At 71.8% G+C, this 23,671-nt stretch carries 17 protein-coding genes, 1 tRNA gene, 1 other RNA gene and 1 pseudogene; 13 read left to right on the top strand and 7 right to left on the bottom strand.

The window, feature by feature from the left end:
* Positions 1-171: 171 nt before the first annotated feature.
* Positions 172-1,455 (top strand): transcriptional regulator, encoded by a 1,284-nt coding sequence (locus tag ACZ37P_RS02865; RefSeq protein WP_467344485.1) that lies wholly within the window; start codon positions 172-174, stop codon positions 1,453-1,455.
* Between the two features lie 87 nt (positions 1,456-1,542).
* Here ACZ37P_RS02865 and ACZ37P_RS02860 read toward each other — a convergent pair.
* The 3 genes and pseudogenes from ACZ37P_RS02860 to ACZ37P_RS02850 form a co-directional block, all read right to left on the bottom strand.
* A pseudogene (locus ACZ37P_RS02860) lies at positions 1,543-2,499 on the bottom strand (mobilization protein); the annotation flags it as partial.
* Positions 2,500-2,579: 80 nt separating this feature from the next.
* Positions 2,580-4,562: an AAA family ATPase gene (locus ACZ37P_RS02855; RefSeq protein WP_401850949.1), complete on the bottom strand. Its 1,983-nt coding sequence runs from the start codon at positions 4,560-4,562 to the stop codon at positions 2,580-2,582.
* Positions 4,563-5,022: 460 nt separating this feature from the next.
* Positions 5,023-5,110, bottom strand: a tRNA-Ser gene (locus tag ACZ37P_RS02850).
* Between the two features lie 73 nt (positions 5,111-5,183).
* Between ACZ37P_RS02850 and ffs the strand changes: the two genes are divergently transcribed.
* From ffs to ACZ37P_RS02800, 10 genes are all read left to right on the top strand, one after another.
* Positions 5,184-5,280: signal recognition particle sRNA small type (ffs, locus tag ACZ37P_RS02845), an RNA gene on the top strand.
* A gap of 56 nt (positions 5,281-5,336) precedes the next feature.
* Entirely contained in the window at positions 5,337-7,691 is a 2,355-nt protein-coding gene (locus ACZ37P_RS02840) for a DNA polymerase III subunit gamma and tau (protein WP_467344483.1), read from the top strand.
* Positions 7,692-8,031: 340 nt separating this feature from the next.
* Positions 8,032-8,364, top strand: a complete 333-nt coding sequence (locus tag ACZ37P_RS02835) for a YbaB/EbfC family nucleoid-associated protein (protein ID WP_391042507.1) — start codon at positions 8,032-8,034, stop codon at positions 8,362-8,364.
* Between the two features lie 55 nt (positions 8,365-8,419).
* Positions 8,420-9,019, top strand: coding sequence for a recombination mediator RecR (gene recR / locus ACZ37P_RS02830; RefSeq protein WP_355335946.1), 600 nt, complete (start codon positions 8,420-8,422; stop codon positions 9,017-9,019).
* A gap of 91 nt (positions 9,020-9,110) precedes the next feature.
* Positions 9,111-9,776 (top strand): DUF5063 domain-containing protein, encoded by a 666-nt coding sequence (locus tag ACZ37P_RS02825; RefSeq protein ID WP_355336422.1) that lies wholly within the window; start codon positions 9,111-9,113, stop codon positions 9,774-9,776.
* A 172-nt stretch (positions 9,777-9,948) separates the two neighbouring features.
* Complete coding sequence (locus ACZ37P_RS02820; protein WP_355335948.1) at positions 9,949-11,271, top strand: aspartate kinase; 1,323 nt, start codon at positions 9,949-9,951, stop codon at positions 11,269-11,271.
* Positions 11,268-12,329 carry an aspartate-semialdehyde dehydrogenase gene (locus tag ACZ37P_RS02815; RefSeq protein WP_467344481.1) on the top strand — a complete coding sequence of 354 codons (1,062 nt, stop codon included), beginning with the start codon at positions 11,268-11,270 and terminating at the stop codon, positions 12,327-12,329. Before ACZ37P_RS02820 ends, ACZ37P_RS02815 begins: the two co-directional genes overlap by 4 nt.
* A 364-nt stretch (positions 12,330-12,693) precedes the next feature.
* Positions 12,694-13,323, top strand: coding sequence for a SigE family RNA polymerase sigma factor (locus ACZ37P_RS02810; protein ID WP_355336423.1), 630 nt, complete (start codon positions 12,694-12,696; stop codon positions 13,321-13,323).
* Complete coding sequence (locus tag ACZ37P_RS02805; protein WP_467344480.1) at positions 13,320-14,723, top strand: hypothetical protein; 1,404 nt, start codon at positions 13,320-13,322, stop codon at positions 14,721-14,723. Before ACZ37P_RS02810 ends, ACZ37P_RS02805 begins: the two co-directional genes overlap by 4 nt.
* A gap of 207 nt (positions 14,724-14,930) precedes the next feature.
* Positions 14,931-15,836, top strand: a complete 906-nt coding sequence (locus ACZ37P_RS02800; protein ID WP_467344479.1) for an SURF1 family protein — start codon at positions 14,931-14,933, stop codon at positions 15,834-15,836.
* 229 nt (positions 15,837-16,065) lie between these two features.
* Here ACZ37P_RS02800 and ACZ37P_RS02795 read toward each other — a convergent pair whose 3' ends face one another.
* From ACZ37P_RS02795 to ACZ37P_RS02780, 4 genes are all read right to left on the bottom strand, one after another.
* Positions 16,066-17,835 carry a S9 family peptidase gene (locus ACZ37P_RS02795; protein ID WP_467344634.1) on the bottom strand — a complete coding sequence of 590 codons (1,770 nt, stop codon included), beginning with the start codon at positions 17,833-17,835 and terminating at the stop codon, positions 16,066-16,068.
* 131 nt (positions 17,836-17,966) lie between these two features.
* Entirely contained in the window at positions 17,967-18,446 is a 480-nt protein-coding gene (locus ACZ37P_RS02790) for a universal stress protein (protein WP_467344633.1), read from the bottom strand.
* A gap of 426 nt (positions 18,447-18,872) precedes the next feature.
* Positions 18,873-20,186 (bottom strand): serine/threonine-protein kinase, encoded by a 1,314-nt coding sequence (locus ACZ37P_RS02785; RefSeq protein ID WP_467344632.1) that lies wholly within the window; start codon positions 20,184-20,186, stop codon positions 18,873-18,875.
* A 223-nt stretch (positions 20,187-20,409) separates the two neighbouring features.
* Complete coding sequence (locus ACZ37P_RS02780) at positions 20,410-21,261, bottom strand: sensor domain-containing protein (RefSeq protein WP_467344477.1); 852 nt, start codon at positions 21,259-21,261, stop codon at positions 20,410-20,412.
* A gap of 236 nt (positions 21,262-21,497) precedes the next feature.
* Between ACZ37P_RS02780 and ACZ37P_RS02775 the strand changes: the two genes are divergently transcribed.
* On the top strand, positions 21,498-22,862 hold the full coding sequence (locus tag ACZ37P_RS02775) for a damage-control phosphatase ARMT1 family protein (protein ID WP_467344475.1): 1,365 nt from the start codon (positions 21,498-21,500) through the stop codon (positions 22,860-22,862).
* 184 nt (positions 22,863-23,046) lie between these two features.
* Positions 23,047-23,670 carry a GNAT family N-acetyltransferase gene (locus ACZ37P_RS02770; protein WP_467344473.1) on the top strand — a complete coding sequence of 208 codons (624 nt, stop codon included), beginning with the start codon at positions 23,047-23,049 and terminating at the stop codon, positions 23,668-23,670.
* Position 23,671 lies beyond the last annotated feature (1 nt).

The following is a 23,671-nucleotide window of genomic DNA, read 5'->3' as shown; positions in this document are numbered from 1 at the left end:
GGGGCACTATGGGATGTCGTCCGATCGCGTGCTGTAGTTGGGGTTCGAGCCCTCAGTCAACCGGCGGCCGTCGATGATGGCGGGTGCCGGCAGGGGGTGCGTTTCCCGGCGGGGGGCCGCTTTGCGGGGCCAGGATCGGGCGCGGGACTTTGAGACACTGGAGAGGCGGGCATGATGGCACCAGATGGCATCGGCGCCATGCTGCGGGCGGCGCGCGAGTCGGCCGGACGCACCCGCGAGGAACAAGCGCTCGTCCTGCAAGACGCGCAGGACGGGCGGTGGTTCGATCCGGAGAACCTGAAGCGCTGGGAGACCGAGCGCCGCTTACCGGTTCCCGCTTGGCACGCGCTTCTTGCCGACGTCTACGGGACGCCGGTCGAGGAGATCGCCAAGGCCGTGAGACTCAGCAGGCAGCGGCGCAGGCTCCAGCGTCTCGACGGGGCTGATTCCAGTGAAGGAGAGGAGGGCACGGAAGTGGATCGACGACGCTTCCTCGGCGCGGCGGCCGTCGCTACGACCAGCGTGGTCGCGCTGCCCGGTCTCGCGGAGGCCAGACAGGGCATCGACGCGGCTCTTTCCAGTTCCGACGCCGGTGATCTCGCCTACCTGGACGGGGCGTTCGAACGTCACCGCGGGGGCTACCGCGGTCGTCCGCCGGCGGTCGTTCTCGCGGAGATGCGGGGCGACCTCGGCCTGCTGAGAGACGTCCTCAGCCGCCCTCATGCGGCCGGGACCCAGGCGGACCTGGCCCGTACGGCAGCCGGGATCACCGGGCTGGTGGCGATCATCCAACACGACCGCAGTGACCAGCGCGACGCGCACGGCTGGTTCGCGACCGCCGAGCAGGCAGCCCGCGAATCCGGCGATCGGCAGATGCTCGCCTGGGCGCTGGCACGGCATGCGATGGTCCCCCTCAACTACGGTGCCCCGCGTTCCGCGGCCGACCTTGCCATGCGCGCCCGCGCCGAGGCCGGCCAGAAGCCGTCAGCGGCTGCCGCCCTCGCCGCGGCCGTCACCGCTCGGGCGCTTGCGTCCGCCGGGGACCACCAAGGCGCGCTTCGTTCTGTGGCCGACGCTCGCCTGATCGCGGAGCGCATCGACGGGAGCCAGGCCGCCGACACGTGGTTCGGGTACCCGCTGCAGAAGCACCACGTCCACCTATCGCAGGCGTTCACCCTCATGGGGCGTACGCGCGAGGCATACGCCGAGCAGGAGGCGGCGCTGGCCCTCACCACGTCGCCCTCCGTGATGACGCGGGCGCTGCTGGAGATGGACGCCGCCGTCTGCCTGAACGCGGACGGCGACTCGGCAGCAGCAGCCGACAAGGCGGTCGGCATCTGGGCGCGGCTGCCGCAGGCGTACCGCGAGGGGCTCGTCCGCTCGCGGGCCGAAGCCCTGCACCAGGCACTCCCAGGCGCCGCGCACGCCAGGCTCGGCGAGGCGCTGGCGAGCTGACCTCGGCGTGGTGGGCCGTCTCGCGGCGTGCGAACCGACGTCGCTGCGCGCTGCCGCTGTCCGCGGATTGCGTGTCGGTGGACGGTGTCACCGTCGACGGCCGGACCCAGCAGCATCAGACAACGGGATGGGAGCCGCAGGCTCGGGAGTGTGCCCCTGAACTGCACCCCAGGCTCCGGTCGTTGGGGACCGCAGGCGGGCGGCTTCCGCTCGGGGATTGGGCGCGGGGTTGCGGCTCGTGTGCTGGATGCGGCCGAGCAGGACACGGACCGGCATGCGGGCGGTGCGGAGTTCGCGTTGCTCGGTGGCTTCTTTGAGGAGGCGGGCTGGTTGGTGGCCGCCTGCTTCGGCGTCGGCGAGGACGGTGGCGAGGGCGGGCCAGTCGGGGTCGGCGAGGATACGGGCGGCGTGGTCGGGGACGGCGGTTCGTCGGTCGTTGGCGAGGGTGGTGCGGGTGTCCGGCTTGGGCTGGCGCCTTGCGAGGGCGGCGAGTTGGGGGTCGACTGCCTGGGCGTAGGCGGCTTGCAGGTGCTGGACGCTCTGACGGGCGGCGGCGGCCTGCTGGGCGTGGCCTCGGGCGGTGTGCCAGCGACCGGCGAGGATCGCGGACCAGACGAGGGCGGCGAGCAGTACGGCGAGGGCGCTGCCGTCCTTGCCGGTGCCCGCGTTGACGAGGTCGCGTGCGGCTGTGCGCAACCCGGCGGCGGCGCTGTGTTCGGCGCGGAGCCGAGAGCGCTGGGCGTGGGCGAACGTCCCGGATGCTGAGCGGAGTTCGGCCCGTAGTTCCGCCGGTGCGGCCTGGGCTGTGGCTTCGATGAGTTCGCCGAGCGCGGCGATGCGGGCCTGGGTCGCGCTGTCGCCGGCTTCGCCTGAATCGGTGCCGGTGAACTCGGGGTGGAGGGTGTCGAGGGCTTCGGTGGCGTGCTGCCAGGGGGTGTCCGGCCGGTTGCGGCGGGCGGTGGGGTGTTCCTCGGGGGCACTGGCTTCCAGGCGGGCGCGCAGTTTGGGCAGGGTGAGGTCGGGGGCGATCTTCCCTCCGGAGTGGGGGCTCGACCCGCTTGTCGCCATTCACGAACGCCTGCGGCCCCGTTCGGGCGAACGGGGCCGCAGGCGTTGAAAGGGGATCAGGCGGCGGCCTTCAGCTTCTTGAACACTTCTTCAAACCGGTCGAGAGTCTGGTCATCCACCTGCTTGAAGAACTCGTCCCGGTCACGGGTGAGTTCGTGAGCGGGTCCGACGTGATCGAAGACGCCGGGCTTGCCCTGTTTCTCACGTGCGATCTTGAGGCGCATCAGGATCGGGGTGGGCTTTGCCGTGGTGATCAGGTCAGTCTCGGTGAGGTTGCTGCTCGTAGCCCTGTTGTAGAGCCAGAGGTAGTCCTTGGTGGTGAACAGGTCCTCAATGTCGGCGGTGTCGGGCAGGCCATCGAGTTGGCCGATGACGATGATGTTGGACGGGTCAACGTCTGCGGCCTGGGCAGCGCTGTAGACCTTGGCGGTCACCTTGGTGGTCTCCGCACCGTCGATGATGGCGCAGACGCTGAGGCGGCGGCCCATGACCGCGATGAAGGCCGGCATGTTGCCGACGCCCCCCACCGGGATGATGGCCAGGCGTGGGCCGAGGCCGGTACGGCCCTTGCTGATCAGGTAGTCCGAGATGCGCAGCAGGAAGACGAAGTCGCTGCTGCCCTCGACCGCCAGGAGCGGGCCGGAGCCGAGGAAGAGGTGCTGGGCGACGGTGTACCCAAGGGCTGCTTCGACGGGGAGGATCGTCTTGGGATCGGCGGACAGACTCACCGGGGTGATGACGACCCCCAGGGTTGGGTCTTGTCGGGTCGCTTGGTCGTGGATGGCGCGCATGGTTTCGTACCGCGTCGGGTCGATCATGTGCTGGGAGTGGGTGGTGTAGAGGACCTGCTGCTTGGTGCCGAGCTCGCCGTAGATGTAGCGCAGGAAGTCGCCCTGAGCCTCGCCGTGCAGGCTCGTACCGGGCTCATCGAGCAGGACCACTACCCGCTCCGCGCGATCGCGGTAGGCGCTGAACGCGGCGAGGAAGGAGAAGAACCACTGGAAGCCGGTCGAGCGGGTGGAGAAGTTAGTCTCCACGCCGTGGCGCTCGTCGCGCAGCTCGATCTTGAGGATGCGGTGGTGTGGCTGGGCTTCCCCAGTTTCGGGGTCCAGCGGCATAGGGACCAGGTCGGTGTCGAAGACGACGGTGAGCGCGTCGTTCTGCTTCCAGTACTCGAAGACCTGCGTGCTGAGCTCTAGGCTGGCCGCCTGCAGCTCAGCCTTGCGGCTGTCGTAGTCCTCGTCCAGGAAGTCCGCAGGGTCCTCACCGGCGGTGCGCAGGAGGGCGAGCATGGTTGCGTCGCCGCGCAGGAACTTTCCACTGCCGGCGCGGTCGGCGAGCTTGTGGAGATCGCATTCGCCGGGCAGGAGTTCGTAGGTGGAGAAGTAGAAGAACTTCGGGAGGAGGTTCACCAGCGTTTGGTGATGGCCCTCGTCCAGTTCACTGTCGAGGAACAGCTCGTACTTTTTGAACTCGGCGGGGACCTTGTCGATGACCTTGGCGCGGGCAGTCTTCTTTTCGTCCTTCAGCTCCTTGGAGCGCGCTTTCGCGGCGGCTACGACCTCCGTGGCGCTCGTGTGGCCTTCCGTCAGGTAAGCGCGGTCGTCAGGGTCATCGATGCCGGCCTCGTCGAAGACCAACTCGAGAACGTGGTGCAGGGCGCAGGCGATCCTGACTTCAAGCACGTCGTCGTAAGTCCGGGCAGCCTCGATGAGGGTTTCGGCCGGGGGGCGCACGCCCCACTGGTCTTCGATAACGTCGAGGTCGCGGTCCTCCAGGGCGAATGTTGCCGTCACGGGTGCGAGTTCGGGGAGACTGTTCGTTCGGCGGTCACGGGCCAGATGCCGGCGCGGGTAGTCCTTTGTGAGATCGAACGTGTCCCGGTTGTTCGCGGGATTCAGCCGGTGGAGGGCTTTGAGGACGGTGGTCTTCCCCGACTCGTTCTTCCCGATCAGGCAGGTGACGTCGGCGTCGACGATCATGGTCTGCTCGTTCGTGAAGTTTCGGAACTTGTCGATCCGTACGGACAGCACCAGCATGGGCGCTCCCTCCCTGGGCGACGTTGCCCTGGTCGTTCAGCAGGCGGTCTAACAACCTGATCCGCCAGTATGACGCGACGCACCGACAGCCAGGACGTGCTTTTTGTCGTGCCTGCCTTCGCATTACCTCATGCCGGCAGTTGCAGCGCAGTCCAGGCCGTACGGACCTGTCACCTGGGCGGGGTTCTGGTCGGCGATCCAGAACGGAGCTAGCCAGTGCCCGCGTGTTGGTGCGGCCGGTCGGACGGGGATGCCGCAGGTGGTGAGACGACCGCGGCGCCTGGGTCCAGACCGGTCATTTCTCAGCACACCGCGTTGTTGAGTGATCATGTGTTGGACATGCCGGAGACGCGCCTGAATGGGCTGCCCTGTCCCGAACTGAGACCAGAACTGAGACCACGACGTCGAAGGGCCCCCTCGCGGACGAGGGGGCCCTTCGACATCGTGCCCGGTGAGGCACTGGCGGAGGATACGAGATTCGAACTCGTGAGGGGTTGCCCCCAACACGCTTTCCAAGCGTGCGCCCTAGGCCACTAGGCGAATCCTCCGGGAGGAACAGTACAGGGCGTGGGGGGGTGGTTGCGAACTCGATGGGGGGGTGGGGGATCGGGTAGGGTGGGCGGCAGCCCCTCACGTGGCGCTATCTCGCTGAACTCCCCCAGGGCCGGAAGGCAGCAAGGGTAGGTGGGCTCTGGCGGGTGCGTGGGGGGTCTTTGCGTGGGCCGGCAGGGATGACGGGGCCGGATGTCGGTGGGCCCGGATAACCTCGTAGGCGTGTCCCTTGCTCTGTACCGCCGCTACCGTCCCGAGTCCTTCGCCGAGGTCATCGGACAGGAGCACGTCACTGACCCGTTGCAGCAGGCGCTGCGGAACAACCGGGTCAATCACGCGTATCTGTTCAGCGGGCCGCGAGGCTGCGGGAAGACGACGAGCGCGCGGATCCTGGCGCGGTGCCTGAACTGCGAGCAGGGGCCGACGCCGACGCCGTGCGGGGTGTGCCAGTCGTGCGTGGACCTGGCGCGGGGCGGCGCGGGGTCGATCGACGTGATCGAGATCGACGCGGCGTCGCACGGCGGTGTGGACGACGCCCGTGATCTGCGGGAGAAGGCGTTCTTCAGCCCGGCCAGCAGTCGGTACAAGATCTACATCATCGACGAGGCCCACATGGTCAGCCCGCAGGGCTTCAACGCCCTGCTGAAGGTGGTCGAGGAGCCCCCGGAGCACCTGAAGTTCATCTTCGCGACCACCGAGCCGGAGAAGGTCATCGGCACGATCCGGTCGCGTACGCACCACTATCCGTTCCGGCTGGTGCCGCCCGGCACGCTGCGCGACTACCTGGCGCAGGTGTGCGAGCGCGAGGCCATCGCCGTGGAGGACGGGGTGTATCCGCTGGTCGTACGGGCCGGGGCCGGGTCGGTACGTGACTCGATGTCGGTCATGGACCAGTTGCTGGCGGGCGCGGCGGCCGACGGCGTGACGTACGCCATGGCGACCGCGCTGCTCGGCTACACGGACGCCGCGCTGCTCGACGAGGTGGTGGACGGGATCGCTGCGGGGGACGGGGCGGCGGTCTTCGAGATCGTCGACCGGGTGATCGAGGGCGGGCACGACCCGCGCCGTTTCGTCGCCGACCTGCTGGAACGGCTACGGGACCTGGTGATCATCGCGGCCGTCCCGGACGCCGTGGACAAGGGCCTCATCGACGCGCCGCGCGACGTGGTGGAGCGGATGCAGGCGCAAGCCTCCGTGCTGGGCGCCGCAGAGCTGAGCCGCGCCGCCGACCTGGTCAATACGGGGTTGACGGAGATGCGCGGCGCCACCTCGCCCCGCCTCCAGTTGGAGCTGATCTGCGCCCGCGTGCTGCTGCCCGCCGCCTACGAGGACGAGCGCTCGTTGCAGGCCCGCCTGGAACGGCTGGAGCGCGGCGTCGCCGCCGGGGTCTCCGCCGGATTCGCCCAGGGCGGCGGCCCGTCCAGCGGCACGGGTACGGGCACGGGTACGGGTACGGGTCCGGCTGCGGGCGCGCCGCAGGCCGTCGGACCCGCCGCCGCCAGAGCCGCACTCGGCGGCGGCCGTACCTCGGGCGAGAACGGTACGGCGTACGCCCCCGCCCAGGCACCGCCCCCGCACCAGGTCCAACCGCAGGCCCAGCCCCCGGCCCCCGCCGTACCCGCGTACGTACCCTCCGAGGCACCCGGCGCCGAGGCCGCCGCGCCCGCCGCACCGCCCGTGCCGCCGCCCCCCGCCCAGACACCCCCGGCCCAGGTGCCGCCCGCCCAGGCACCCCCCGCCCAGCGCCCCGGCGCCTGGCCGTCCGCCGCCTCGCCCGGCCAGCCGCAGAACCGGACCCCGGCGCAGCCCCCGGCTCAGGCGCCCCCGCCCGCCGCGCCGCAGACCCCACCGGCCCAGGCCCAGACCCAGGCGCAGGCCCCCGCCCCGACCGCCTCGCTCGGCGACCCCAGCCGGGTGCGCCAGATGTGGCCGGACATCCTGGAGGCGGTCAAGAACCGCCGCCGCCTGACCTGGATGCTGCTGTTCAACAACGCCCAGGTGGCGGGCTTCGACGGGGAGACCCTCCAGGTCGGCTTCGACAACCCCGGCGCCCGCAACAGCTTCGCGAACAGCGGCAGCGAGGACGTACTCAAGGCCGCCATCAGCGACGCGCTCGGCGTGCAGTGGAAGATCGAGGCGATCGTGGCCCCGAACGGGGGCGGCGGCGCCGGGAGCGCGGGCGGGCAGGGCGGAGGCGGCGGTTACGGAGGCGGCGGTGGCGCCCCCCGCCCCTCGGGCCCGCCGCAGCCGCCGGCCGGTCGCCAGGGGCAGGACCGGCCCCAGGGCGCCCCGAGACCGGACTTCCAGGCCGGACCCCCCTCGTCCCAGGGCCAGGGACAGGGATACGGGCACGACCAGGGGCCGGGCCAAGGTCAGTACCAGTCCCACTCCTCGTCCCAGGCGCCGTCCGCGTCCTACCAGTCCGGGCCACCCCCCATGGACGACATGCCGCCTCCGCTGGAGGACGACGTCCCCGAGGACGACGACCCGGATCTCGTCGACTCCGCGCTCAGCGGCCACGACCTCTTCGTGCGGGAGCTGGGGGCCACGGTCATAGAGGAGATCGCGCACGACTGAGGGCGCGGCGCACAGGGCGCGGCGCCCTCAGCGCGGCGCACAGGGCACGGCGCGGGTGCACGGCTGAACGCACGGCGCGGGGCCCGACCTCGTCCGCGGCCCAGGACTCGGCCCACGACTCGGCCCAGGGCTCGGCCCAAGACCCGACCCGTCCCCGGCCGAGTTCACCACCGGATTCGGGCACCCCACCGCTGGTGGACGCGTTGTACTCCCGTCGGGTGGTCTCCGTCCGGTTCCGATCCTCCGTACGGCGTAGGGCGCTGGGCCGTACGAACACGTAGGCTCGCCCTGTCACGAAAAAGGTGGCACCGCACCGCAGACGCCAGTCAGGAGTGAAACCGTGATTCCCGGTGGTCAGCCGAACATGCAGGCGCTGCTCCAGCAGGCCCAGAAGATGCAGCAGGACCTCGCCACGGCCCAGCAGGAGCTGGCCGAGACCGAGGTCGAGGGCTCCGCGGGCGGCGGCCTGGTCACCGCGAAGGTGACCGGCGCCGGTGAGCTGCGCGGCCTGGTCATCGACCCCAAGGCGGTCGACCCCGACGACACCGAGACGCTCGCCGATCTGGTGGTCGCCGCGGTGCACAACGCGAACGAGGCGGCGCAGGCGATCCAGCAGGCCAAGCTCGGCCCGCTCGCCCAGGGGCTGGGCGGCATGCCCGGCCTCCCGTTCTGACCCCTCCGGAAACCCCACCGGAGAACCGCGGAAACCGTGAGGAAGGCTCGTCGGCGTGTACGAAGGCGTGGTCCAGGACCTGATCGACGAACTGGGCAGGCTGCCCGGCGTGGGTCCCAAGAGCGCCCAGCGGATCGCCTTCCACATCCTTCAGGCCGATCCGGCGGACGTACGGCGCCTCGCGCACGTGCTGTCCGAGGTGAAGGCGAAGGTGCGGTTCTGCGGGGTGTGCGGCAATGTCGCGCAGGACGAGCAGTGCCGGGTCTGCCGTGACCCGCGCCGCGACCCCTCGGTGATCTGTGTGGTCGAGGAGCCGAAGGACGTGGTGGCGGTCGAGCGGACCCGCGAGTTCCGCGGGAAGTACCACGTGCTCGGCGGCGCGATCAGCCCGATCGAGGGCGTCGGCCCCGACGACCTGCGGATAAGGGAGCTGCTGAGCCGTCTCGCGGACGGCACCGTCACCGAGCTGATCCTCGCGACGGACCCGAATCTGGAGGGCGAGGCGACAGCGACGTACCTGGCCCGGATGGTGAAGCCCATGGGACTGCGGGTCACGCGACTGGCCAGCGGCCTCCCTGTGGGCGGTGACTTGGAGTACGCGGACGAGGTCACGCTGGGGCGGGCCTTCGAAGGGAGGCGGTTGCTGGATGTCTGAGACCGTGACGAAGAAGCAGGACCAGGACCAGGGCCAGAAGCAGGCTCAGGCGCAGGGCCAGAGGCAGGACCGGAAGCAGAAGCAGGACCAGATGCGGGGTCGGGCACAGGACGTGGCGGGCACGGAGCAGGAACCGGACGAGTTCGCCGTACAGATCGCGGACCAGATCGAGAGCTTCATCCTCTCGGTCCGCGAGGTCGCCAAGGGCGACGATCCGGACAGCGCGGTCCCGTACCTGCTGCTGGAGGTCTCGCAGCTCCTGCTGGCCGGCGGCCGGCTCGGCGCGCACGAGGACATCGTCCCGGACGAGCGGTACGAGCCGGACGTCGGTCCCGAGCCGGACGAGGACGACCTGCGGCAGCGGCTCGCGGCGCTCCTCGAACCGATCGACGTCTACTCCGAGGTCTTCGACCCGTACGTGCCGCGGTCGACGCCGGTGGCCTGCCGTATCTCCGACGACATGGCCGATGTCGTGGCCGATCTCACACACGGCCTCGCGCACTTCAGGGCCGGGAGGATCTCCGAGGCGCTGTGGTGGTGGCAGTTCTCGTACCTGTCCAACTGGGGCTCCACGGCCAGTGCCAGCCTGCGCGCGCTCCAGTCGCTCGTGGCCCACGTACGGCTGGACAGCCCGCTGGACGAGCTGGACGGCCTGGACACCGGCGGCGACGGGGACGACGAGGAGGAGCTGGCCGAGGAGGCGGGCAAGGTCATGGAGGCCGAGCTGGGGACGCTGGGGCTGCGCCCGGCGACGTAGGACGCCCCCGCGCCTCCGGCCGTAAAACTTGCGGCTGATCACGCCTCGGGCGACGTATCTCACCATGCGATACGTGCGGGGCGGATCGTGCCTGCTCGTTAAACTGGGCCGACCGCAACAACCCCTGGAAATCCCCCGGCACCCCCTGGGAATCCCTGAGCGAGGAGCGCACGTGGGCCTTGTCGTGCAGAAGTACGGCGGCTCCTCCGTCGCCGATGCCGAAGGCATCAAGCGCGTCGCCCGACGGATCGTCGACACCAAGAAGGCGGGCCACCAAGTGGTCGTCGTGGTGTCCGCGATGGGCGACACGACGGACGAGCTGATCGATCTCGCGGAGCAGGTGTCACCGATTCCCGCGGGGCGCGAGTTCGACATGCTGCTGACCGCCGGTGAGCGCATCTCGATGGCGCTGCTGGCGATGGCGATCAAGAACCTCGGGCACGAGGCGCAGTCGTTCACCGGCAGCCAGGCCGGGGTGATCACCGACTCGGTGCACAACAAGGCGCGGATCATCGACGTCACGCCCGGCCGTATCCGTACGGCGCTTGACGAGGGCAACATCGCGATCGTCGCCGGATTCCAGGGCGTCTCGCAGGACAAGAAGGACATCACCACGCTCGGGCGCGGCGGCTCCGACACCACCGCGGTGGCGCTGGCGGCGGCGCTGGACGCCGAGGTGTGCGAGATCTACACGGACGTCGACGGCGTCTTCACGGCCGACCCGCGGGTGGTCAAGAAGGCCCGCAAGATGGACTGGATCGCCTTCGAGGACATGCTGGAGCTGGCCAGTTCCGGCTCCAAGGTGCTGCTGCACCGGTGTGTGGAGTACGCGCGCCGCTACAACATCCCGATCCACGTACGGTCGTCGTTCTCCGGGCTGCCCGGCACCTGGGTGAGCAGCGAACGGCCCGCGAACCTTCCGCGACCGCAGCAAGCGCGTGCCGCGTACGAGTCAGCACAGGGAGACAGTCCGATGGAGCAGGCGATCATCTCCGGCGTCTCGCACGACACGTCCGAGGCCAAGATCACGGTGGTCGGTGTGCCGGACAAGCCGGGCGAGGCGGCGACGATCTTCCGGGCCATCGCGGACGCCGAGATCAACATCGACATGATCGTCCAGAACGTGTCGGCCGCGGCCACCGCGCTCACCGACATCTCCTTCACGCTCCCCAAGGCCGAGGGCCAGAAGGCGATGGCGGCGCTGACCAAGGCGCAGACGGTCATCGCCTTCGACTCGCTGCGCTACGACGACCAGATCGGCAAGATCTCGCTGGTCGGCGCGGGCATGAAGACCAACCCCGGTGTCACGGCGACCTTCTTCGAGGCGCTGTCCAACGCGGGCGTCAACATCGAGCTGATCTCGACATCCGAGATCCGTATCTCGGTGGTGACCCGGGTCGACGACGTGAAGCCCGCCGTGCAGGCCGTGCACTCGGCGTTCGGCCTGGACAGCGACAGCGACGAAGCGGTCGTCTACGGAGGGACCGGGCGATGAGCGCCGCGCCGCGACCGTCGCTCGCCGTGGTGGGGGCGACGGGAGCGGTCGGCACGGTGGTGCGCGAACTCCTCAGCACGCGCCAGGACGTGTGGGGGGAGATCCGGCTGGTCGCGTCCGCGCGCTCGGCCGGGCGGCTGCTGCTGGTGCGCGGCACCGAGGCGGAGGTCGTCGCGCTCGACGAGGCGGCCTTCGACGGGATCGATGTCGCGCTCTTCGACGTGCCCGACGAGGTGGCCGCGCGGTGGGCGCCGATCGCGGCGGCCAAGGGCGTGGTCGTGGTGGACAATTCGGGCGCCTTCCGGATGGACGACGAGGTGCCGCTGGTGGTGCCCGAGGTCAACGCGCACGCGGTACGGATGCGCCCGCGCGGCATCGTCGCCAATCCCAACTGCACGACGCTGTCGATGATCGTGGCGGTCGGCGCGCTGCACGCCGAGTTCGGGCTGACCGAGCTGATCGTCTCGTCGTACCAGGCGGCCTCGGGCGCCGGGCAGGCCGGGATCGCGGCGCTGCGCGACCAGATGACGAAGGTCGCGGGGACGGACGCGGGCACGCAGGCGGGCGATCTGCGCCGCACGGTGGGCGACTTCGGGCCGTTCGCGGCGCCGCTGGCGCTCAATGTGGTGCCGTGGGCGGGCTCGCTCGCGGGCGCCGACGGCTGGTCGTCGGAGGAGATGAAGGTACGCAACGAGTCGCGCAAGATCCTCGGGCTGCCCCGTCTGCGGGCCACGGCGACCTGCGTACGGGTGCCGGTGATCACGACCCACTCGCTGTCGGTGCACGCGCGGTTCGAGAACGAGGTGACGGTCGCGCGGGCGCACGAGATCCTGCGGAACGCGCCGGGTGTCGTGGTCTCCGACGACCCGGGGCAGGGTGAGTTCCCGACGCCCGCGGACGCGGTCGGCACCGATCCCACGTGGGTGGGGCGCGTACGGCGCTCGCTCGACGACCCGTGCGCCCTCGAACTGTTCGTCTGCGGCGACAATCTGCGCAAGGGCGCGGCGCTGAACGCCGTCCAGATCGCCGAGGTGGTGGCGGCGGACATCGCCGTCTGAGGCCGCTCGGGCGTGTCCTCGGCAATGTGCCCGGGGACGAAGTTGCTGGTCTGGACCACTTGAACTCACGTACCCGAACGTTGGAGACTTTGCATTCCCCCGCGGGAACCGACTCGCTCGGGGGAGCGTCTTTGTGTCAGCGCACTGCCCTATGGTCTGGTCCCTAAGGTGCTGCACACCGAGCGTGGTCCGGGGGGAAGCGTCGGTGCAAACAGGGCGTTGAGGAAGAGCTGGTACGCATGGGGATATTTGACGCTCCGTCGAGCGGCGTGTCTTGCGCGTACAACCCTGAGGGGGGGATGCGTGTCCAACAGTCGTGGCGGAGGCACTGGGTATCGAGACGGCATTCGGACGGCACGGGACGATCACGCCGCCCCGGCTGCCGCGTCCACGCACGTCGGCGTCCGGTGCGCTCTCCGGTGGCATCCCGGTGATCGCGCCCTGGCCGGTCGTGCGGGTCACGGCCGCGGAAGGCGAGGACTCTGACTCGGCGATGGCAGTAGGCACCACGGTCGACCACCTCACCGAGACCTACCGCGCGCACTACCGTTCACTGCTCGGCCTCGCCGCGCTGCTGCTGGACGACACGGCCTCCTGCGAGGACGTGGTCCAGGAGGCGTTCATCCGGGTGCACTCCGCCCGCAGCCGGGTCCGTGAGCCGGAGAAGACCCTGGCCTATCTGCGCCAGACGGTCGTCAACCTCTCCCGCTCCGCCCTGCGCCGCCGCATCCTGGGCCTGAAGCTGCTCTCCAAGCCGATGCCCGACATGGCGAGCGCGGAGGAGGGCGCGTACGAGATCCTGGAGCGCGACCAGCTCAAGGCCGCGATGCGTACGCTTCAGCGCAGGCAGCGCGAGGTGCTGGTGCTGCGATACTTCGCCGACATGACCGAGGCGCAGGTCGCCGAGACCCTGGGTATCTCCCTGGGCTCGGTGAAGGCGTACGGTTCGCGAGGCATCGCGGCGCTGCGCGTCGCGATGGAGGCGACGGCATGACCACCCCCGACGACGCGCACGGTATGGAAGACCAGAACAAGAACCAGGATCAGGACCAGGGCAAGGGCGCGGACCACGGCGAGGGCCGGGGCCGCGACCTGGGCTTCGGCTCCCCCGACGCCGCTGACGCCTCGGGCTCGGACGGCGCTTCCGCCTCGGGCTCCGGCTCCGACCGCACTTCCGCCTCGGGCTCCGACAGTGCGTCCGGCTACGGCTCCGGTACCGACGGCCTCTTCGGCCTCGACGGCGGCTTCGACTTCGCCAGTCTCGAACTCGACCTCGACAGTGCCGACGGCGTCGAGCACACCCCGGAGGAGGCGGCGCTGCGGGCGCTGCTGCACAACGCCGTCCAGGGCATAGAGGCGTCCCCCGAGGCGCTCGACCACCTGCGGCGCGCGGTCCCGGCCCGCAGGCAGCACCGTCGGCAGGCGCTGGCCGGTGCCGCCGCGGCCGTGGTCCTGGCCGGCATGGCGGTGCCCGCGCTGATCCACGCCGCCGACACCTCCAGCAGCACCAACGCCCTCCCGGCGAACGTCTCCAGCACCCACGCCTCCGCCCCCGGCCAGGACGGCCACACCAACTACTGGGCGGGCGGCCCCTCCTCGGGCCAGGCGGCCACCGGCACCGGCGGCGCGGGCACCTCGACGAAGAGCCCCACCGACGATCCGCCGCCCGCGACCACCACCCCCTCGGACTCGGCGGCGGTCTCCGCGCCCGACTGCTCCAGCGTCCAGCTCGGCCAGGGCACCAGCTCCGCCGACTCCCCGGACTCCTCCGGCCGCGTCTACGGCTGGTTCCGCGTCGCCAACGTCTCCGGCGTCCCCTGTACGGTCCCCGGCAGCGGGCAGGTGCAGGTCCTCGCCGAGGGCTCGGCCGACCCCTCCCGTATCCAGGTCGTCGGCCACACCCCGGGCGACCCGGCGAGCAGGCTGCCCTCCGGCGTCGACGGACCCGTGGTGCTCGCACCGGGTGACACCTACGAGGTGCAGTTCGCGTGGATCCCCGCGGGCAACGGCACCGGCGGTTGCCCCACGACGCCCACCACGCCGCCGACCACCCCGACACCCACGCCGACGTCGAGCGACCCCGCGACCACCGGCGGCCCCACCGGCTCCGACCCGGGCACCGGCACGGGCAGTGGCAGCGGCAGCAACGGCGCCTCCACCCAGCTGGGCAGCGGTGACCCGCCGACCAGCCCGCCCCCCGGCAGCGTCGCCCTCAACCACACCCCGGCCGCGGGCGCCCCCGTCGTCGACGGCCCCGTCATCCAGAACGCCTGCGCGGGCACCCTCTACACGACGGCCGCGCTCCCCGGCACCACCAGCGGCAGCACCACCCCCGGTACGGGGACGAGCGGCGGCACCGGAACCGACTCGGGAGCGACCGGCTCCGGCTCGTAGGGCCTTCGGGCACTGCGGGTATTGCGGGTACTGCGGCGACTTCGGGGAACTCTCCCTGACCCCCTCCCCGCACCTCGCGGGACCAGGACCGGCGCTCCTGGTCACCGGGGGCCGAGCCCTGCGCCTGGCCGCGCGCCCTGCGTCGGCTCCGGGCCGGTGCGGGTCCCCGGTTGCGGGGCCGCGAACAGCCCCCCGTACCGTTGTGGTGTGTACCGGTTCCTGCTCACCCCGCGCTGGCTGGCGGTCAGCGTGCTGTCGCTGCTCGCCGTGCCGTTCTGCGTCTTCATGGGCAGTTGGCAGTTGAGCCGGTTCGAGCTGCGGGTCGACTCCCACAAGAGCGCCGAGCACGCCCAGGGCAAGGCCGTCGCCGAGGCGGCGGTGCCGTTGGCGACACTGCTGCCGCAGCCGCGCACCCAGGTGCCCGACGGCGCCTCAGGGCGCTCGGTGAGCGCGACCGGCCGCTATGACTCCTCCCATCAGCTCCTGGTCCCCGGCCGCACCCTCGACGGCCACGACGGCTACTACGTACTGACCCCCCTGCGGGTCGGCGCGGACGGCGCCGCCCTGCCCGTCGTCCGCGGCTGGCTGCCGGGCGACGCCTCCGCCGCCGCGCGTACCGGTGCCGTACCGGCCGCGCCGACCGGCGAGGTCACCGTGACCGGTGCCCTCCAGTACCCGGAGAGCACCGGCACCGACGGCGTGCAGTCCAACGGCGCGCTGCCCTCCGGACAGCTCGGCATGATCAGCGCCGCCTCGCTGGTCAATGTGCTGCCCTACCCCGTCTACAGCGGCTGGATCACCGCGAGCGACCCCGCCGCGCCGCTGAAGGCGGTGCCCCCGGCGGCGGCCCCCAACAGCGGCCTGGACATCAAGGCGTTCCAGAACCTCGGCTACACCGGTGAGTGGTTCGTCTTCGCCGGCTTCGTCGTCTTCATGTGGTTCCGACTGGCCCGCCGCGAGGCCGAGACACGCGCCGACGCCGAGCTGGGTCTCGTCCCCGACGACGGTGACGACGAGCCGAGGTCCGCGCCGAAGGCGGAATCAGGGCCGGACGCCTCCGGCGCGGACCGGGCGGACGCTGTGGTCACCGCGTCGGCGTCCGCCGACGCCTAGGGCCGGACGCCGAGGCGCACCCTGGCTGCACGTCCAGCCGCGCGCTGGCCCGGCTGACTGTCCGGATGCCTTTCGTCCGCCGAGGCGCGTGTCCAGCTGTCCGGCCGTACGCGCATCCGCCCGCTCGCCCGGCCGGAGGCCCGGAGGCCCGGGGCCGGCCCGGGGCCGGACCCGCGCTGGTCCAACCCCGGCCGACCACCGGCCCCCTACCGCCCTACCGCCCTGCCGCCTACCCGCCCGCGTGCTTCAGCGCGAAGGCCAGTTCCAGACGGACCTGCTTGATCCGCTCCTCCACGACCAGCGAACCGTGCCCCGCGTCGTACCGGTACACCTCGTGCGGCTTGTCCAGCTCCCGCAGCCGCTCGACGTAGTTGTCGATCTGGCGTATCGGGCAGCGCGGGTCGTTCATGCCCGCGCTGATGTAGACGGGGGCGGCGACCCGCTCGACGTAGGTGAGCGGGGAGGACGCCTCGAAGCGGTCGGGGACCTCCTCGGGGGAGCCGCCGAAGAAGGTGCGGTCCAGGGACTTGAGGGCCTCCATCTCGTCGGCGTACGCGGCCACGTAGTCGGCGACCGGGACCGCCGCTATGCCCACCGTCCACGCCTCCGGCTGGGTGCCGAGGCCCAGCAGGGTCAGATAGCCGCCCCAGGAGCCGCCGGACAGGACCAGCCGCCGCGGGTCGGCGAGGCCCGAGGACACGGCCCACTCGCGGACCGCCGCGATGTCCTCCAGCTCGATCAGGCCGACGCGGTGCTTGAGCGCGTCCGTCCACTCCCGGCCGTAGCCGGTCGAACCGCGGTAGTTGACCCGGACCACCGCGAAGCCGTGGTCGACCCAGGCCGCAGGACCCGCCGCGAAGGAGTCCGAGTCGTGCCAGGTGGGACCGCCGTGGATCTCGAACACGGTCGGGAACGGCCCCTCGCCGACCGGCTTCTGGACCAGCGCGTGGATCCGGCCGCCGGGACCCTCCACCCACGCGTCCTCCACCGGCACCGACTCCGGCGCCCGCAGCCCCGGCGCCTCCAGCACGACGGCGCCGGTCGTGGACCGCACCGCGGGCGGGCGCTGCGCCGACGACCACAGGTACTCCACCGTCCCGTCGGGCCGGGCGGTGGCGCCGCTGACCGAACCCGGCGGGGTGTCGAGCCGCGCCAGGGTGCCGGCCGCCAGGTCGTACCGGAACATCTCGCCGCGCGCCTGGTAGTCGTGGACGACGAGCAGCGCCGAGCCGTCCGGATACCACTCGGCGTGCACGTCACCGGGCAGGTCTATGGCCAGCCGCGTCTCCACGCCGGTCGCGGTGTCCCAGATCATCGGCAGCCAGCGGCCGGACCGCTGGTGTCCGACCAGGAGGCGGGTGTCGCCGACGACGGGGGCGAATCCCAGGCAGTCCAGGCCCAGCTCGGCCCGGCCGCCGTCGGTGTCGTCCAGCTCCGCGACCGTCGAGCCGTCCGCGACCGACAGCACCCGCAGCGCGCTGTGCATCGCGTCGCCGTGCTCGGTGTGCTCGATCACGACCAGCGTGCCGTCCTCCGAGAGGTCGCCGACGCTCGCCGACTCCGCGTGCCGGTAGACCTCGACCGGCTCGCTGTCCGGCCGCACCACGTACACCGACGTGCCCTCGTCGTCGGTGGACCGCCCGACCACGGCCAGGCCGCCGGGGCCCAGCGCGAGACCGGCCGGGTAGGACGCCTCCAGGCCGGGCGCCGCCGGTACGTCCTCACCGCCCGCGAAGGGCTGCCGCATCCATATCCCGAACTCGTCCCCGTCCGTGTCCGAGAACCACCACACCCACGCGCCGTCCCGGCTCAGCGTGCCGTCCGTCGTCCCGTTCGGCCGGTCGGTGACCTGCCGTCGCCCGCCCGTCGTCCGGTCCCAGGCGTACAGCTCGTACGTCCCTGTCACGTTCGACACGAACAGGCTGCGGTCCGGGGCGTCCTCGGCCCACTCGGGCAGCCCGACCCGCGGCGCCCGAAAGCGCTTCTCCCACTCCGGCATGGACCCCGCCGGGGATCCGGTGATCTCGTTCATGCCCCCATGATGCTCCGCCCCGACCACATTCGGGCACCCACTCTTCACAGCCTGTGGATAACTCCGTGCCCCGGCCGCCGCGGATCATCGCCCCGCCGCTACGACGCGCCGCCCGCGGGGGTCGTGCCCGCCGTGCCGCGTACGACCACGACAGGGCACGAGGCGTGCACGGTGACCGTGTGGCTGACCGAGCCGAGGAGGGTGGAGCGGAAGGTACCGTGGCCGCGCACGCCCACCACGATCAGGTCGGCGCCCTCGCCGCTGTCGAGGATGGCCTGGGCCGGGTTGCCGAGCACGGTACGGCGGGTGACGGTCGCTGCCTGTTCCGGCGTGAGGGCCGCCTCGACGGCCCGCGCCAGGATCTGGTCCGCGTTGGCCTCCAGATCGACGTCGTCGGGCAGCCCCGGCAGCCCGGCCCAGCCGTACGCCGACGGCATCTCCCACGCGATGACTGCTTCCAGCGCGGCGCCGGTCAGGGCCGCCTGCCGCGCGGCCCAGCGCAGCGCCTTGAGCGACGGTTCCGAGCCGTCGACCCCGACGACGATCCTGCCTGCGGCCGTGCCCGTACCGGAGCCGATACCGGAGCCGGTACCGGAGCCCTCGCCGGAGCCCGTGCCGGGATCGGCGCCTGATCCCGTGCCCGAGCCTTCGGCGGAGCCCGCGTCCGAGCCCGTGCCCGCGCCTGATCCCGCGTCCGAGCCCGCGCCCGCTGCCGTGCCCGTCCCCGTGTCCCGCGCCGCCTCGCCCATGGCCGTCTCCCTCGCCTCGCTTGCCCGTCCGACCCCGGAAACGGTCGGCCCACACGCCAAGCGTGCGCGACAAGCGGTGCGTGGCGGGGCATTTCGGGCGGTCGCCGGTCCGCGTCGGATACGCGTCCGGCTTCCGGGCCGGGTCGGCGCGCGCGGCTCCGCGCCGTCGTGGAAGCGGAGGGGCCGGGCCTTCGCGCCTTCGCAGGATAGGGAGTTGGTGCCCGCGCGGCTCACCGCTGCGGCCGTGGGAAACGGCTACTGGCGCAGGTAGCGGTCGCGCACCAGGGTGAACCGCATGGCCCACTCGGTCAGTTCGGCCAGGCTGCGGCTGGACACGCGGCCGGTGCGGATGGTGCCGTTCGTCAGGACGACGGCCATCCGGAAGACGGATTCGTGGTCCTCCACGACGCACTCGGCGAAACGGATCATCGGCCAGGGGAGGTCGACGGTCTGGCCGTTCTCGCCGAGGGAGATGCCGTAATCGTCCGCAAGTAGTGCGTTCTTCCGGTCCATCGCCAGGAATTCGGGGACGTCGTCCTCCGGCGACCAGGCCGGGACGCCCGGGACCGGGGCGGGCGAATGCGCCGGGTAGGCCGTGGCCAGCGAGGTCGACGGCGGGATCGACGGCGGGATCGACGGACCGGGGACGCCGGGCGCGTACGAGGGAGGCGGCGGAACGGCCCCTGAGGCGTACGGGTTGGCGGCGGCCGGAGGAGGCGGGGGTACGGGAGTCCGCGGGTCCGAGGGGCGGGGGGCCGCGTCCCCGGTGCGGTGCGGGGCGTCGCCCGTACCCGCCTCGGCCGTACCCGAATCGCCGAACCAGTCGAGGAGTTGGTCCGTGCTCGGGCGGTGGGACGGCTCCTTCGTGAGGCAGGCCGCGACCATCGGGCGGATCGCCTCCGGGACGGCGGAGACGTCGGCCTCGTGGTGCACGGAGCGGTACATCAGGGCGACCGGGGTGCCGCCGCCGAAGGCGCTGCCGCCCGCGGCGGCCACCAGGACCGCGCCGAGCGCGAAGATGTCGGCGGCGCCGTCCACGTCACGGCCCTCGGCCTGCTCGGGGGCGAGGAAGCCGGGGGTGCCGAAGGAGGTGCCCGTGGTGGTGATCCGGGTGTTCTCGACGGCGCGTGAGATGCCGAAGTCCAGTACGCGCGGGCCGTCTTCGGCCATGATGATGTTGCCTGGTTTGAGATCGCGATGCACCAGACCGCAGCGGTGGATCGCCTCCAGCGCCTCGGCGAGCGCGGCGCCCAGCGCCTTGAGCTGTTCCTCGCCCATCGGGCCCCGCGCGGCGAGCAGTTGGCCGAGCGTCGGACCTTGCACGTACGCCGTCGCCAGCCAGGGGGCCTCCGCGTCCGGGTCCGCGTCCACCACCGGCGCCGTGTGGAAACCGCCCACCATGCGCGCCGCGGCGACCTCGGCGCGGAAGCGCTCCCTGAAGGACGGGTCCGCGGCCAGTTCCGGCCGCGCCACCTTCACCGCCACGTGGCGGCCTCCCCGCGAACGGGCCAGGTACACCAGGCCCATTCCGCCTTCGCCGAGCTTGCGTACGACGACGTAGCTTCCGATGCGGGTCGCTTTCGCGTCGGCGCCTGTCGCTGTGCCGTTGGAGCCGTTGGAGCCGTGCGAGGCGCTCGTATCGATTGTGCCGTTCGTATCGCTCGTGCCGCTCGTGTCGTTCGGGCCGTGCACGCCCAGCCGCCTCCTCGCGTCCCCCGTCTGGCCAGGCGCCCAGTATGACGGTCCCTCTGCGGGGTGCGGTCCCTCATTTCGCGCGGGTGCGGGCCCCGCCCTACGACAGCAGGGAGCGGATTGCGGCGCGGTCGACGGTAGTGAGGGCGCGGACGAGGGGCGGGGTGAGGAAGACGAGGAGGAGGCCGAGGAGGGAGGCGGCGGCGATCTGGAGGGGGGAGGAGAGGTAGTAGGCGTGGTGGACGCCGCCGGAGGTGTACTCGAAGAGGCGGTAGCCGGGCCAGTCGACGTAACGGGGGAAGACCCAGGCGTAGGCGGGGTAGAGGGCGACGGTCCAGCCGGTGATGAGGAAGGTCAGGGTGAGGACGAAACTCGCGATGCGCCAGGGGAACATGAGGACCTGGAAGAGGAGGGCCTTCCAGGCCGAGGCGTCGCGGAGCCTGGCGGTCATGGCGGCCCAGCGGCCGGGGGTACGGGGCGCGGGTACGGGGACGGGCTCGCCGACGCGGAGGGAGAGCAGGCTCCTGGCGCGGGCGCGTTCGGCGCCGCCGAGCGCGCGGGCCCCGGTCAGCATCGCGGCCAGGACGGGCACCCCGATCGCGGTGAGGACGAGGCTGGTGCCGAGGGCGAACAACGTGACGGCGAAGACGAATCCGGCGATGGCGATCGGCAGCGACGTGAGCGCGTAACCGACCTCGCGGAAGGTGACGGCGGAGAAGGGCGCGCGCCAGAAGCCGGGCGGGACGCGGCCGGGTCCTGGACCCTTCGCGGGCGAACCGTACGCGGGATGCCCGGCGTCCGGAGCCGACAGCAGGCCGGGCCGGGCCTGCGACGCGGCGGCGGGAGAAGAGGAGTGCGGCTGCGCGGCGGACACCTGAGCGGCGGCGGTCTGAGTGGCGGATGCCTGAGCGGCGGCGCTCTGAGTGGCGTGGGGGAATGTGCTGGCGGTCATCGCTGGCCTCGAATCATCGCGGTGGGGACCGTTCCGTCCTGATACCTAGACGATCCCGCTCGGCACCCCTCTCGCGGCATCCGGCAGCCCGGCCGGTCGGGGGTGGGGCCAGCCCCACCCCCTGCCATTCTTGAACGGTGCGCGAAACAGGAGACGTCCCGCCCGAATCCGGCCCATCCGGCCTGTCAGACCCCGCCGGCCTGTCAGACCCCGCGGCCCCCGCCGCCCCCGTCGTCATGAGCGGTACGCCCGGCTCCTTCGCCAGGAGCGTGCTGGCCGACCGCCACCCGGCGTTGATCAGGCAGGTCGCGGACGCCTTCCCGTACCCGCCCGAGCAGCGCCGCGCACTCGACGCGCTCGCGGAGGAGACGGCCGCGCCCGCCTCGGCCGACGCGACCTCGGGCCCGCCGATCGGCCCGCTGTCGACCCACACCGGCACCGACACCCACACCGGCACCCACACCGGCACCGACTCCCGCGCCGACGACATCCGACGGTGGGCCGAATGGGGCGCGGAGGCGTACGTCGGCCGTGCGTCGTGGTACGAGGTGCCCTTCCTGTGGGCCGAGAGTTACTTCTACCGCAGGCTGCTGGACGCGGTCGGCTACTTCGGGCCGGGGCCGTGGCAGGGCGTCGACCCCTTCGCGCCGTTCAAGCGCGCCGAGTTGACCGGGCCCGAGGTCGCCGACGAACTGGCCGCCCTCGACGCGCTCGACGACCTCGCCCCCGACGACCGGGACCGCGCCGTCCTCCAAGGCGCCCTGTGGGGCAACCGCGCGGACCTCGGCTTCCGCATCTCCGCGAACGCGTCTACGGCGCATGGGCCTACGGCGGAAGCGTCCTCCACGAAAGCGCCTTCGGCAGAAGCTCCTACGGCGGAAGCGTCCTCCACGAACACGTCCTCCGCGCACGCGTCCCCCACCCACGCCCCCACAAGCACCCCCTCCGACGACCTCCTCGCCGACGACAGCGCGGCCCTCTGGCGGCACCTCGCCGCCGCCCCGCCCGGCACCGCGGCGGTGACCGTGATCGCCGACAACGCGGGCCGCGAGCTGATCCCCGACCTGATCCTGATCGACCATCTCCTGCACACCGGCCGCGCCGCCACCGCGGTCCTGCACGTGAAGCCGTACCCGTACTTCGTCTCGGACGCGACGACCTCGGACGTCGTCGACTGCCTGCGCCGGATCGGGCAGGCACCGGGCCGCAGAGCGCGGGAGACCGGCGCGCGGCTGTGGTCGGCGCTGGGCACCGGCCGACTCGCCGTCCGCGCGCACCCGTTCGCCTGCGCGCCGCTGCCGTACGCCGACATGCCCGCCGATCTGCGGGCCGAACTGGGCCGCGCCACACTGACGGTGCTCAAGGGCGACCTCAACTACCGCCGCCTGGTGGGCGACCGCCTGTGGCCCCCGACGACCGCATTCTCCCTGCCCACCGGCTACTTCCCGAGTCCGTTGGCCGCCCTGCGCACCCTCAAGTCCGATGTGATCGTCGGCCTCGACACCGGCACGGTCACCGCGCTCGACGCCAACAGCGCGGCGAACGGCGCGGCTTGGCGTACGAGCGGGACGTACGCCGTCGTCCAGGTGCGTACGGTCTGAACCTCCGGCCCCGCGGAGAAGGACCGTCTCCGCCCTCTTCCCCGGCACGCCCGGACACACCGGGCCGCACCCTCTAGGCTGCAACCGCCGTACGCGCATGATCAGTTGATCAGACGCGTGCGGTGCAGCGCGCACCGACAACGTGAGACGACACAGGACGACGACGTGAAGGGCGGACAGGGCGATGGGTGTGGCGATCCGGAGGGCCGGGGCGGACGACCGGGAGGTCGTGGTCGGGGTGCTGGACAAGGTGTTCAGGAACGACCCCGTGAGTAGTTGGGTCTTCCCCGACCCGGAGCACCGGCTGCGCAAGCACGCGTCGTTGATGGGCGCCTTCGCCGACCAGGTACTCGCCGACGGCTACGTCGACATGACGGAGGACGGCAAGGCGGTCGCCCTGTGGATGTCGATACCCGCGACCACCGACGCGCCCGAGGACGCCCAGGCGCACGCGGACGACGACGACCCCGCCGCCTTCCGCGAGGCGGTCGACCCGGACAACGAGCGCGTCGAGCAGATCGCCCGCATCCTCGGCGAGGGCCACCCCACGGGCCCCGCCCACGAATACCTGCTGCTCATCGCCGTGGACGCGGAGTTGCAGGGCCAGAGCCGCGGCACCGAACTGATCTCCGCCGTCCTCGAACGCTGCGACCGCGACGGCCTGTCCGCGTATCTGGAGGCCAGCAGCGAGCGCAGCCGCGGCCTGTACGAGCGGCTCGGCTTCGTCTTCACCGGCCGCACGATCGACCTCCCGGACGGGCCTCACATGTGGCCGATGTGGCGCGAGCCGCGCGCCGCGACCGTATAGG

The organism is Streptomyces sp. NPDC024632, from assembly GCF_055559175.1.
The sequence above is the reverse complement of the archived record's forward strand: the minus strand, read 5'-3'. Positions and strand labels throughout refer to the sequence as shown.

Bases quoted from the DNA above. Each gene is read 5' to 3' on its own strand.
- ACZ37P_RS02855 (WP_401850949.1), bottom strand. From the start codon at position 4,562: ATGCTGGTGCTGTCCGTACGGATCGACAAGTTCCGAAACTTCACGAAC.
- ACZ37P_RS02780 (WP_467344477.1), bottom strand. From the start codon at position 21,261: ATGACCGCCAGCACATTCCCCCACGCCACTCAGAGCGCCGCCGCTCAG.
- ACZ37P_RS02825 (WP_355336422.1), top strand. From the start codon at position 9,111: ATGCGGGGTCGGGCACAGGACGTGGCGGGCACGGAGCAGGAACCGGAC.
- ACZ37P_RS02805 (WP_467344480.1), top strand. From the start codon at position 13,320: ATGACCACCCCCGACGACGCGCACGGTATGGAAGACCAGAACAAGAAC.
- ACZ37P_RS02775 (WP_467344475.1), top strand. From the start codon at position 21,498: ATGAGCGGTACGCCCGGCTCCTTCGCCAGGAGCGTGCTGGCCGACCGC.
- ACZ37P_RS02795 (WP_467344634.1), bottom strand. From the start codon at position 17,835: ATGCCGGAGTGGGAGAAGCGCTTTCGGGCGCCGCGGGTCGGGCTGCCC.
- ACZ37P_RS02770 (WP_467344473.1), top strand. From the start codon at position 23,047: ATGGGTGTGGCGATCCGGAGGGCCGGGGCGGACGACCGGGAGGTCGTG.
- ACZ37P_RS02865 (WP_467344485.1), top strand. From the start codon at position 172: ATGATGGCACCAGATGGCATCGGCGCCATGCTGCGGGCGGCGCGCGAG.
- ACZ37P_RS02815 (WP_467344481.1), top strand. From the start codon at position 11,268: ATGAGCGCCGCGCCGCGACCGTCGCTCGCCGTGGTGGGGGCGACGGGA.